Consider the following 13,871-nt stretch of genomic DNA (forward strand, 5'->3'; position numbering starts at 1 on the left):
GGGCGATGATGGAGTGGGCAGATTCATCGAGTGAGAGCGAACCGGAACGCAGACCGAAGACCCAGGGGAAACCCGAGGTTAAAACGGACCAAATCGCGTCACTCTGGAAGCAATCGATTGTTACGAATTCCGATCTTCACCGCACGATCAAATCGGATACCGGGGAACTGACGGTATCGGATTCGGTCTATTCGATCCAGCCTCGCGAGATAATGGAAAGCAAAGATCTCCAATTCGGTACGTCGCTCGACTACGAATTGTTGGAGGTGATTGGCGAAGGTGGAGTAGGGGTCGTCTATGCGGCGAGGCAGGCGAGCATCGATCGTCGCGTCGCGATCAAGATGCTTCGCGACGAGTATCGTGTGCGACCCGAACATCGGGACAAGTTTCTAGCTGAAGCAGTGTTAACGGGGGAATTGGATCACCCCAATATCGTCCCCATCTATGATTTGGGACGCAATAAGGATGGGGAACTGTTCTATGCGATGAAGAATGTGGTCGGTACCCCTTGGGATCGAGTCATCAACAGCCAAACGCTCGAGCTCAATTTGGAGATCCTCCACAAAGTCGCCGACGCTGTCGCATTCGCTCATTCGCGCGGGGTTATCCATCGCGATTTGAAACCCGAAAATGTCATGCTTGGAGGATTCGGTGAAGTCCTCGTCATGGACTGGGGCATTGCGATGCCTACGGAGGGTTTCAACAAATCGTCTAGCATTCTCCGCTCGCAGGCGATGGGTGGTACGCCGGCTTATATGGCACCGGAGTTAGCATCGGGGCCGGTCGAGCGAATCGGAAGGGCCTCCGATGTCTACCTGCTGGGGGCTATTCTCTTTGAGATATTATCGGGTAAGCCGCCGCATGACGGGAACGACGTCTTGGAGTGCGTGCGCAATGCCGCTAACAATGTCATCGTCGAGACCGATCGATCTGGTGAATTGATGGACATCGCGATGAAGGCGATGGAAACCATCCCGGGGCGCCGATATCGGACGGTTCAGGACTTTCAGAAAGCGATTCGCAACTTCGAATACCATCGCGAAAGTCTCGCTCTGATGGAAAGCGCCAAGGCGGAGTTGATCGCGGCGGAGGAGTCGGCAAACTACGCAGCGTTCAACCACGTTATCTTCGCATTTGGTGAAGCGATCAAACTATGGCCAGAAAATGCGGAAGCGAGAGAAGGACTTACCAATGCGAGGATGGCGTATGCGGAGGCAGCCTACCGCAAGGAGGATTTTGACCTTGGACTTTCAGTCTTGGAGGAAGAGGAGTTCAATGCTCCAGAGCTGATTGCCAGACTAAAACGAGGTCAGTCCGATCGAGCTGCCCGACAGGCAAGATTCACAGCGATCAGGCGGATCGCCGTGGTGCTCGGCGCTTTTATCCTGGTCACGGGCTCGCTGGGTTCCTGCGTGATCCTGTTTCTCTATAGCAGGTCGGTTCAACTCAACGATGACTTGCTGGGGGCTCAAGAAGAACTAAAGGGTCTAGTTCTACTCGCAAACGACGCAAAAACCGTGGCGGAGGCCGAAAAGCAGAATGCCATCCAGGAACAGCAGCGAGCGGAAACCCAGACTCGCATCGCGGAATCGGCGAGGCTCGCGGCCGACAAATCAAGGTTGGAGACAGCGAGCGAGAAACGCAAAGCGGATGAAAGCGCTTACTTCGCCGAAATCGGTTTGATCGGTGCTAGCATCCAACAAAACAGTTTTCTCATCGCATGGAATTTGCTCAATGGACTAGAGCAATCCGATGCCAAAAGCAAGCTGCGGCATTGGGAGTGGGGAAGGTTTCGATTTTTGGTTCAAGGCGGAACCCAAAAGCAGACGGTCGCAGGCGTTCGCACAATCGACTTTCCTGAAGATGTCGTTGCGATCGATTCCCTGAAGGACGGGCAACAGATTGCATACGGGTTGCTCAATGGCGAGTTTGGGTTGATCGACACTACCACCGGTCAGAAGATCGCTTCGGGACGAGCCGGCGACCGATTGTTCGCTATTGCCTTCTCTCCTGAAACCGGACGCATCGCTACCTCCGCGTGGAGTGCGGAACACGGTTATTCGGTAAAGGTGTGGTTAAGGAAGCAGGACGCGTTTCAAGCAGAGGATCGGAACCTGGATACGACACGGATCGATTCGCTTGCGTTTCACCCCGATTCCCATGTTCCCGTGCTCGTCGGTGGGGGGGAGAGAAAGACGGTGAAGGTATGGAACTGGAAAGACGGACAGACCTTGAAGACCTTCGTAGGCCATTTGGAGGGTGTGGCCTGCGTCCGATACTCCCCGGATCAACGCTGGATTGCCTCATCAAGCACGGATGGGACCGTTCGAGTTTGGGACGCATCCCAAGTCCAAAACGATGAGTCGTCCGAGGTGCAACGATTTTCCGAACATACCTCATCAGTCTTATCCCTCGATTTTTCCCCCGATGGCCGACGGATTGCCTCGGGTGATAGCGGTGGAAATATCATGGTATGGCCTGTTTCGATTCGACAGGCGGGGCAGGATGCAGTTCAGGAAATACAGTTGGCGATCCAGGGTGTGCCACCCAAAGCGATCGAATACCAACATTTGCGAGGACATGAATCAAGCGTTCATTGCATTCGGTTCGCTCAAAACGGAGAGGATCTCGTCAGTTGCGGGAGCGATAATCTCGTCTGCTTGTGGAAGGTGCCGCGAGAGGCCAAAAAAGAAGCTTCCCCCGTGTCCCGCACATCAAACCAAACCGGGAATTCAACGGATGCCCAGGACGGGAACGTTTCACCCAGCCGATCGTTTCGTGGACATGGCGGTTGGATCCGGTCCTGTGCCTTTGTCGGCGATCGAATAGCCAGCGGAGGAGATGACCAGCGACTCAAGATATGGAGCCCGGATCACTACCGAGAACAGCAGATTTTGTCGGGCGGTGGTATTGCAGCGCTCAAAGCGAGAATCTCTCCCGATGGTTCGAGCGTCGCGACCGGTTATATCGATGGCTCGATCAAGCTTTGGTCCAGAGAGAACGGAGAGCTACTGAGTGTGCTGCGCGAGGGACACGATTACTTAGCCAATGCGGCACGTTTCGTTCGCGATCACCAAGTCCTCGTCACCGCGGCAGGTGACAACACCCTTCGAATCTGGGACGTCGAACGAGGAACACAAACAGCTGTTCTGGAGAATAGTGGTCGTAACATTCGTTTCGCAGTCTCAAGAGACGAACGATGGCTCGTTTCAACAGGGGATCAAAATGGAATCCCCATTTGGTCGTTGGACAAGAACGTCGAAGTCGCGCGATTGAAGTCGTTGGACGGCGATGCATTGGGTGGAGAAGCATTGAATGGTAAGAAACCATTCGCGGAACCGAGCGCCATTGCGATTTCCGGTGAAGGAAAAAAGATCGCGTCCGCAAATCGGGAAGGATTCCTCACGCTTTGGAACGTGGAAACAAAGAGACCCATTCGAACATGGAAGGCGCACAAAGAGAACATCGTCGAATGCTTCTTTGCATCAGCTCCTTCCACGTTGGTGCAGGGGGAGTGCCTGGTGGCTGTCAGCACCGATGGGAGCATCAGTACGTGGAATACAGAAACGGGAGATGAAGTTCCCCAATCTCGGATCCAGACCTATGCACCGTTGCAGTCGTCGGCGATTTCAAAGGACGGGGCTCACTTGGCTTGCTCTGCTCCCCTATCAAAGGATTCAACGCGAGTTTGGATATTTGATCGTACCACCGGAAAGAAATTGTTTCAGGAGGATTTCGCCGACTCGATGGTCCAGTCGCTCGACTTCGAGTTCGATACCCGAGAGCAACTCGCCATTATGTTCATTGCCCCGCAGCGGTCGACCAAGTCGGTGACTAAGATCGATCTGGTTAGTGGGCAAGCACAAACCTTTCCGGTCGAAGGCGCGCGAAATGCTTCGCTCTGGGGTGTGTTGAACGACCCGACGCGAAAACGTTTGGTGACTTATGGAGGTCGTGGCGCACGCCTCTGGAGTACGAAATGGAATCGATTGATTTCCAGTTTTCGTCCCAACGTGTCTATCTGTGAAATCCAGTACACCCCAGACGGCTCCCAAATTCTCAGTGGAAGCCGCGATGGGACCATTCAAATGTGGTCCGTGCAGGATGGAAGAAGTCAATTGCAGTGGGAAAAGGTGCATCCGACGGAGATCGTCAGTATGCAGTTTTCCTCCGTGGGCGATCGTTTGATTTCGGTCGATAAGACAGGCTTGGTTGTTCTGTGGGATGTCGAGCGAGCCAAACCGATGCAGACAGCGCAGCTTCCAATCGGAATGGTTCCTACCGCAGCGGTTCTTTCCCGCGATGTTTCCTCGTTTTGGATCGCCCTTTCCGATGGACGCGTTCTTCGGTTGGATCCCAAGACTTTGGAGATTCAAGCGGAAATGAAGGCGCATTCGGAGACGGTGGGCTGTCTCGCCCTAACAGCGAATGGCCTCGCGTTAGCGACTGGTTCGAATGACAAGTCTATTTGCGTTTGGGATCTGTCGACAAATTCAAAACTTGCAACATTGGTGGGCCACTCTGCGGCCATCACGTCCCTGGAGTTTTCTCGAGACTCCATGAGACTCCTTTCTTCGAGTCAAGATACCTCGGTTCGTATCTGGGACACGCGAAGCATTGGCTATGCGAGAGAACGAGAGGCAGGTCGTACCATCCTGGGAGAGTTGATGGCACTCAATTACCATCGCTCGGCCGTGAACATGGCCGAGTTCTCAAGCGATGGGGGCTCGATTTTGTCGGTGGGGCAGGAGGGGGATAGCGTGGTTTGGGAGTCGGAAGAACTGCCGCCGCATCCGCGCGCGACACAGGACCAAGTGGAGATCCCGACACTCAATGCTTGGAGTGCCGTTGGCCACCTATTCGAGTTGAGCGTCCCGACTCCAGGAAATCTTTCTCAGCACATGATGGAAGTCGATTGCGGCGTTCAAGATTCGTTGCCCTTCGAAGTGCAACTTCAGCTTCCGGTCGAACGTTATCAGCAGGTCGGGGCGAAACTCCTAGCGAAGGCCTCGGAGGGGGGCGAGGGAGTTCCCATCGCTGAAATCCAGCGACCTCGCGACAGCGCGAAAAGCCTTCGATTGAAGCCGCTTCGAGCCGCAACTCCGGCGATGATCCAAGATCTGCTGGGAGCGATCGCCGTCCGGGCGGTTGATTCGGATGCGTTGGCGGAAACCCAGGGAATCCTCTATTTCCGTGTCCTCCGTGCCGAGGATGAGAGTCTTTCTTCCGAGACGCAAATCACTCTTGCGTTGGACTCTGCAGACCGGGGAATTGCATTGAGCTCTCCAGCCGATTCGTCACGCTGATAGTTGGCTCGATTCGCTGCTGGCAGCAGCGACCGGTCTGAACGCGCTTAATTTGTACTGAAAATGCTTGGATCGTGATCCGCGGTTCACCGACACTATCCAGATGGAAACTTGTGTTTCCGGCGTCCCCGTGTGTTACCAAGGTGATAGCGAAATGGAAAAACTTGGTAGGATAATGCGTGGTTAACCGCAATTCTCAATCTTGAAACCAAAAACCCCCTTTCCCGACAAAGGTATGATCGATGGCACGCGAAGACGAAGATGACGGCTTGCCTCCTCTCGGCGAAGACACGGTGAAATTCCTGGAAGAAGCGAAGAAAGGGAAGCCCCGATGCTTTCTTTTGATTTGCAAAGGAGTGAAGCTGAAGTACTTGCTCGTCAAAAAGAAGCCCGTCAAGAAATCGGAAATTGCGGACGCCAAGAAGCTTGGTTACAAGGGGGACGCATACATCGGCGTCATCACGGGAAAGGGCATGGACCTTGTGTTCAACCTGTCCACCGCGGATGGCTATGACTCGGAACCATGCAAGGAAAAGACGCTCAAGGATTTCTTGGAGGAGCATGCGGAGTTCAAGGCAAAGCCTAGTTTTGCGATCGTTTCGACTCTGCCATCCATTCCGTTTGACGACGAAGACCTGAGTCACCCGCTTGTCGCCCGCTTTATGGGATTGGCGGAGTTGATCGCGACGGTATCGGGCAGTCAGCCCAATTTGGTGGGCACCATCGAGAGCGAGAATGAGGCGATCCGAAGCTTGCTTCAAGATGGAAATTTCAACGAAGCGGAGCCTCGCGTCAACCGTTTCGAGGCCCAGCTCAACGCTTGGAAATCGGGTGAGAGCGCTCCAGTTGCACCTGCTGCGGAGGCACCACCTGCCGCTCCCCCAGAGCCCCCCGCACCTCCGGCCCCGCCCGCACCCCCCGCACCGCCGCAGGGCGTAGACCCGCTGAAAGCGAAGTTGCAGGAGGCTCTCAACAAATTGGTTCCGCAGCTGAAGCAGGCGGTAGCGTCGTTTCCGGATCGCAAAGTCGAGCTGCTTACACCTGTTGCGACGATCAAAAAGCAGCTGGAGTCTGGCGAGCTTCAAGAAGCGAGAGCAGGTATTCTAAGCGTCGGACAGCTGTTGAAAGGTATTTTAACGAGCAACAAAGCGGAACCGGTTCCACCTGTTCCCAGCGAAACCGCGCAGCCGGAAGGATTGGAAGGGGAGTACCAGGAGAAGCTCGCCAAATTGGAGCCGCTTTACAATGATGCGATCCGTAAACAACTGGGCGACACAGGCAAGTTCCGGGCCGTGATGGCGTATATCCAAGAACAAGGTAGCGCGGGATCGTTTGCGAATGCGATCAAAGCGTTGGACCGGCTACTTCAGGCCGTGACGACCGCCATGGCCTCGGGCGTGAAAGAAACGGATTCCATTCCGAAGGGAATCGTGGCGGAGAGGAAGAAGTTTCTACTCAGCCGATGGCAACAGGCATTGGCCAACGCGACGGATGAAGTGCAAAAGCTTCTCGGGCCCATCGCCGAAATGGTTCCCGACGAGGATCCGAACGAATTAGTCGCTGAGATTGTGCAGTCGATTGAAGGCCTTTCCGATCGATTGAACGACGCCATCTTCAGCGCTCAAACCGCCACCGATTCGGATCAAAGCCCATTGAAACAAGCTTTGGCGGCAGTGGTCCAATTCAAGAGCGATCTTTCGAACCACAAAGTGGTTCAGATGCTGGACGATGCCAAAGCGGCCCTCGGAGTAGACATCAAGGTTCGTGAAGTGCTTCAAGCTGCGTTGAACGATCTTGAAGCAAAACTAGCAAACTAAGTTTTGCAATTCCATCACCCTTCCTAGTTTTAGCCATCCATTACCTGAGGATACGATGTCAGTTGGAACCCCCCAATCCGTTGAGAAGACCCAGAAGGAACAGTTCCAGAAGAAGGGTACCGTCGAGATCGCGAAGAACTGGTGTATACACTGTCGCAAGGTCTTGGGGCTCGGTATTGGGTTTACCGATAGCTCGGAAATGGAGTCATCCATTCAAAAGACAGTGGATGGCCTCGATGATTTGAAATCCTTCGCCGGCTTCGACGAGTCGTTAAAGTCCATTCTGGATGGCTACAGCAGCGAATTCATGGGCTTGGCCTTTGATCTCGAAGTATTGCGCCGCGAATACCGCCAGTTCGAAGAACAGAAGGAGGCAGGCAAGTTCTTTAGTAAAGACCGTGAAAATGCTTCTGCGAACATGAAAAAGAAATATGAGGAAATTGTATCCAAAGCAAAGGAGTTAAAGGCGCTCCAAGGAAAGATTGATACGACGGTTAAGAACAAAGAATCGTCTGTGAAAATTGCCAATGCGAAGATCAAGCAATTACCAGAGGGCGAAGAGATATTAAAGGCTAGGAAGGAATTCGGGAAGAAGTTGGTGTTGCTCAGGAAGCTGCACGAGTCCTTTGCCAAAAACTTTGACCCCACGTCAGCGGGCGAGGTTGGCAAAAAGTTAAACGAATTCGCAAAGTTGGACTGGACGACGGTTCTCACAAAGAAGGATGCGGATGGGCATCTGCAATCGATTAGCAATGCAGTGAACGCTGCGGAATCCGTAAAACAGGCTCATAAAAATGGCAAAGAGCTATACGACGCATCGATTGAAGAGTACCGAAGGTTAATGGCCGTCGCGGAGACGGTGGTGCCAGTTGATAAATTGCAGCCTCTACTAGCGGGTTATGTTGCAGGAGTGAACGGTGCCGGGGAAAAGAACTGGAGCCTTGCTGGAAACAAAATCAATGCGACAGAGCTCGGCAAGTTGAAGCTTCTTTTGGGGCCCGCTCAGAAAAATTACGATCTCTGGACCCAATTTCGCGAGAATGACTACGCGACCTTAAAGTCGCAACTGGAGGGTCTAGCACCACCTCAATATCGTATCATCGGTCTGGGTAATTTGGCAAACGCTGTCGCCGTAGGTGAGCAGACAAAGGATTATGCGAAAGCGGTGTCTTTATTGAATCAAGCGATCGAAGAAGTACAGCCATGTTTGGATGCGGGCAATCGCTTTATCGCCGGTCAGCTAGAGGTTCAGAAGCTGGCGTCTACGGTGACCCAGCTTGCCAATGGTGTGACGGGCGATGCCCAGAAGTTTGCGGTAGGTTTCGTCGACGGAATTAGCCAGGTCGTCTCCGACCTCCACAACGAGCTTGTTCTGATTCCATTCGCGAAGAGTTCCATTCCAACTGTCGACGAAATATCAAAAGCGATCCAAGCAGCCAAAGACAAATTGACTGATTTGCAAAAGCAAATCGCATCCCTTTCCGATCCGACAACCGTCCAGAATCTCGAGGAAGCCTATAAAAAGAATCGGAGCATCAAGCCTCTCGTCGAGCAATTGAGCATGGGGTTGGAGCAAGCGAAAAAGCTCGCTAGAGATTACTTGGCGATGCATGCCGATCCCACGATCGACACGACGAAAGAAACGGAATGGACGAAGATTTTTGCAGATGCTTCGCTGTGGCTGCAGCGACGCGAGAATGATTTCATCCTCGAGAATGATTTGATCTATGACGAACAGTCCAAAACACAGAAACGCCATTGGGATCTCGTACAGCAAGTTATCTTGGACGCGACCGACTTAACAGTAACGGCCACTGAGCAAATCAATGAAATTCGAAAGACATTGATGGGAGAACTCGATTTGCTTGGCACTTGGCTCAAAGCAAGCCGGTTGACGACTTTGAGAGAAGAAACATGGCATGCGACTGCGAATGAAGAATTAAAGGGATTTCAAGCGATCGCAAAAACAGACAATAAATCCGCGATGAATGAAGCCATTGCCCGCATCGCGATTCTGAAAGATCAGTGCAAGAATCTGCTCAAAGACACCGGAATGAATATCCTCATCCCACAGGATAGCTTTATTCAATATAACCTGCTGAAGGATCAGTTGCAGTCCATGCTCAAACGGCTGGCTGAGAAGGAGCTTTTGGCCACGATGAGGAAGGGTGCTGAGGTTTACGGTGGAAAGCAAGGGATCGTAGCTGCGACGCTCCAGGAGCTTCGCAACGATGGAGCCGGCTCGATGGCTCGAACGTTTGCAACATGGTCCAAGACGATTATGGATCTGGAGTCGGAAGTAAAAAGAGAGGTCTTTGATAAGTACGAAGCGTTGAAGGGTAGCAAGAAGCTATGCGTTCAGAAAATCGCAACCATCCGTGAACGGATCATGGGTGAGTTGTGCAAGAAGATCAAAGAGGCATCCGGAAAAACGATCTCCGGTCTCAATCTGGAATTGTATGGGCGTCTTACCGAAGTTCAGGGAGGGGCCATTGCTGCAGATAGCAAAGAGCGATTCGACCAACTAATCCGGCTTCTCGATGAAATCAATAAAGAGATTGATTGGGCCATTGAAGATACCGCGAATGGTTTGTTCAAAGACTTTATCGATCAAGACAAGAAGGGTGAGGAGCTTCAACAGAAGCTGCAAAGCGAAAACGCTGGCTTGCGAGGGCGATATGACATTGCATTAAGCGAGTTTGAAAAGGCGAAATCGATCGCGTCGAAGTCTTCCGAGGTGGATCAAGTTGAATTCAAACGTTATGTAGATGCGGCGAAGTCTGCAAAGACGGCATTTAAGAACAAGAATCTCGCGGAAGCCGCGAAGCGAATGGAATTGGCTAGCAGGATGATGAAGGGCCTGGCTAGAAATCCACAAGGAAGTCAAGTCACCGGCCGTGGGCAAGAGAATCTCAGTCAATTGAATGCACGATGGCGGAAAGGAATTGAAACGCTCGAAGGCTCCCTTGGCAACCTATCAAACGCCATTTCGCAGTCATTCGCGGAGGCGACCGACGAGTTCACTCCAGAACAAGGCCGCAACGTGCAATCTAAGTTCGACGACCAGGTCGTGACGCGTGTCCTGTCCGATTTCGATGCACAAGCCTTTGAAAGAGGGCTGCTCGTTCTGCAAGCCCCCGCGCCAAAAGACAAAGCAGCGAAAGAAAAGGATCTAGCGAACAAGAAGAAATATCGCGAAAGCTTGTTGGTCATATCTCGACGGTATCAAGATTTTATCCAGAAGAACCCGGTCAATAACAGGATCTTTTTTCAACCTAATCCTTGGCAAAAGGAAAACGGCTTTGTCAATGCTGTGGAACTGATGAGAGCGATTAACGACATCAACTTGAATGTGGAGAGAGGAGTCGGGTAGGCGAGGCAGGACTCCATGCGCATTCGGTTCAAGAAACAGTAATTGAGGAAGTACATAATGTCAGACGTAGCTCAGAAAACGAACAGCAAAAAAGTTCTCAGTGATTCGAAGAAGGCTTGGCTATGCCAGATCGTGGGTGGACAGATTCTGTTCACCCCGGATTGTGGCTTTATCGCGAAAGATGACGACGGAAATCCCATCGATCTCGAAGCACTTCAAAAGGAAGTCGCCGATGCCCCAGACTCCGACGACGGATTCGGAATCGATTTCGAAATAACCGATAAGAAAGCAATTCTTGCTCGCTATGGAATCCCGTCGATCTCTGACGCGGCTACAAAGTTTCGAGAGGGAGCGGAAAAGAAAGACAAGCGTCTTCAAGAAGTTCGAAACTTGATCGAACTTCAGAAAGAAGAAATTCGCGCGTCGATGGACTACGATATGCAAGTGAAACGCCGGATTGAGGTGGGAGGAAAGGAGATCCTCTTCGGTTCAAAGACCGTTTCGTCGAAAGAAAAAAAGAGCGAGAAATCGTTCGATCCCGAACACTATAAGAATCGAGTTATTGAAGGTCCTTCTCCACAGCAGTCAAAGGCCATTCAGGAGGTAATCGATCAACTTACATTATTGACGCAGAAGCTTCAGAATGACGAAGAGATCGATTTCTCACCTCAGGAACTGATGAACGAACTTTGGACGCCAATGGTTCGGGAAGGACTGATTAGCGAGCCACAGTGCCCGGATGAATTTTCCCGCGTGTTGCAATTGTTTCGCGGAGCGAGCACCCTCTACAACAAGCGGCTTGAGGCGACGGCACGAAAGCCAATTGATAAGCACGAAAACGTCCGAGATCATCTGGACGATCTTTCTACGGTGCTCGGTATCGGAGCAGGAGCTGCAGATATTGTTTTATCGGTCGTTGGAGTTGGCGGGAATGCTCAGAAGATCGTCGCCATTGCGACCAAGTGTTCTCAATCAGCGATCAAGTCGACTTCCGCATTGCTGCAAATGGAGGCCGATTTTCAAACGGCAGGCGCGGGAGTGGCAGAGATCCTAGGATCCGTTCTCGAGGCCTCGATCGGCGGTGACAAGGGCAAGAGTATTGGGTCTCTCGCGAAGACCGCATTCAACGGCTGTGTCAGTTTGGGGCTCTTAGGAAAGAAGTTCATTCAACGCGAATACGACAGCGCATTTGATATGTTGGCCGATGCCGTAGGGGCTGCGCTTAGTTGCATTGGAGACGCGACCGAGAACAAGAAAATTACTGCGATCGCCAACAGCGCAAGCTCGGCACTTCAAGGTGCGTACCGGTCCGGGCAGCTTGTCTATCTGCTGAATCAACAGCCCGTCGATATGCAAGCGGTGAAAAAGCTGCTTGCTCAGATTACCGAGAAGGCCATCAAGCTATCCATCCGGAATTCGCTCGACAATACGACCCTCAAAGCAGAGCGGCAACAGATCAAGGATCAGATGGTTGGTCTTGAGGAGGATTCCGAAGACTATAAGAAATGGGAAAAGAAACTATCGGAGCTCGAGGACAAGCAATCCAAGATGCTCGATGGCCTCGACAAGATCTTTGAAGGTGTCGTCAGCGATGACGGCGCTATCATGACGGAGCTAACCAAAAAGGTCGAACAGAAAGCATTGGAGAAAGGTGCCGAGGCATCCGACCAAGAGTTAGCCGAAGGGCGCGAGCTGTTCGGTAAGCAATTAGCGGCAGCGTTCAATATGTCCGTGGGCGCCGATGATGGCGATACGGAATTCATCGATGAGTTGTATTCGATCGATGCACTGATTGCCCAGATTGAAAAGGATAGAGCGACACTCGAGATCTTCAATCTGATTTTTGATTCCGCAGGCGCTGTCATTACGACATTCATCCCGCAGTTGGGTGGTCCTCTCAAGGCCAAGGCGTTCGCGATGAACGTGGTAGCAGCAGCAGAACGAAGTTTCGATTTGATGAACTTTGTCAATTTGGTTTCCGACGCGCGGAAAGCGGGCAGCCCACAAGTCGCAACGCTGTTGGCCGAAGTCGACGAATTGAAGCGACACTTGACCAATGACACGATCGAAGCTGCGATCGCTTTTGGGCAAGCGGTTAGCTTGTCGGCCGCTGCGATCGGCGATATCGCGAGCGGTGCGATGGGTACAGGCGCGGTGGTTGGGGTAGTGGGGCGCGCCGTTAGCTCCTCCCTCGATGCGTTCAAACAATCAAAGGACCTGCTCAAGAAGAAGTTCGAAGATAAAAAGACTGCGAAAGCTTGGGAGATGTACAAAAAGGCGATCGACAACCCTCGCGATCGAAATCACATCTTGAAAACCTTCCGCACGAATCCAACCTTGGCAAAATATGGAATTGCCTATGGTGCGATCGAGATGGAGGATCCGATCGCTCGAGAAGCATTGCGACAGATTGGACTCAATGACATTGTATTGGCCCAAGAGTCTTCGAACGTCGACAAGGTCGTGTTGTATCTAGAGGCAAAGTTCTCCGACGATATCAAGGTGGAAGGTGTTCTGTCCCGATTTGCGCCCGACGTCGGCGAGCCGCTAACGCTCGCGGTTTGGATTAAGAACAAAGAAATGGCCGCACACCTCGAGAATCCTGAATCAGGAAGATGGAAAACGGAGAAGACAATCGCTATCGATTCTGCGATGCGCGAGGTGGAACTATCCTCCGAGGAAATCGCCAAAAGCGATCTCGCGAAGATCTTCAAGCCATCGCAATGGGAGGAGTTTCTGCCGAGCTGGAATACCCATATATCGAATCTTGAGAAACTCGAAGAGGCGCTTTCCGCTTTCAAACCACTAACGGTGCAAGATTTGCCGTTTGAACAATTTCAAAGCTACCTCAATGAGCTAGCGAGTGTGGCTCGGAAATACGTCAACGAGACCAAGTCAAAAATCACCATCCAGCAGAGTATCCTCACTTCACAGAAAAAGGGCTTTGAAAACATTGTTTCTTCTGGGGAAGCATGTGTTTCAGCGATCGCGGTTGCGATTCCTAAATTCGGTTCTCCTGAAGGCAGAACACCGACCGAGCTTTATGACACTATCCTTACAAAAGGCATTGCGGCGGACTTGTTAAAGTCGCTGCAGGATAACACGGCCACCACGCCGAAGATTGTTACCCATGTTGATTTTTTCCGTCACTCGCTAGCTACAGGCGTTCGAAAGTGCGAACGAGCACTCAAGGCGCCGGACGACGAGTCCAACATGGCCCTAACCGCAGATATCGTGCGATGTCTCATTGCTGACGCGACAAGCTGCCGCGAAGCCCTGTTGAAGGAAGTGGCGGCTGCTCAAGACGAGATTTTACAATTCCCGAAATTTGCCAAGTAGGAATGCACGAACTCTTATCGCTTAGAAAATGTCAAC

At 52.0% G+C, this 13,871-nt stretch carries 4 protein-coding genes; all 4 read left to right on the forward strand.

Annotation, left to right across the window (positions count from 1 at the left end):
- Positions 1–5 precede the first annotated feature (5 nt).
- Complete coding sequence (locus VN12_RS14515) at positions 6–5,306, forward strand: protein kinase domain-containing protein (protein ID WP_146677501.1); 5,301 nt, start codon at positions 6–8, stop codon at positions 5,304–5,306.
- Positions 5,307–5,548: 242 nt separating this feature from the next.
- On the forward strand, positions 5,549–7,123 hold the full coding sequence (locus VN12_RS25855; RefSeq protein WP_168164099.1) for a hypothetical protein: 1,575 nt from the start codon (positions 5,549–5,551) through the stop codon (positions 7,121–7,123).
- Positions 7,124–7,178: 55 nt separating this feature from the next.
- Positions 7,179–10,496 carry a hypothetical protein gene (locus tag VN12_RS14530; protein WP_146677504.1) on the forward strand — a complete coding sequence of 1,106 codons (3,318 nt, stop codon included), beginning with the start codon at positions 7,179–7,181 and terminating at the stop codon, positions 10,494–10,496.
- A gap of 57 nt (positions 10,497–10,553) precedes the next feature.
- The gene (locus VN12_RS14535) at positions 10,554–13,835 is read left to right on the forward strand and encodes a hypothetical protein (protein WP_146677505.1); all 3,282 of its coding nucleotides are present in this window, start codon (positions 10,554–10,556) and stop codon (positions 13,833–13,835) included.
- Positions 13,836–13,871: the final 36 nt, after the last annotated feature.

It is taken from the genome of Pirellula sp. SH-Sr6A, assembly GCF_001610875.1.
Lineage (GTDB): Bacteria > Planctomycetota > Planctomycetia > Pirellulales > Pirellulaceae > JBKCUI01.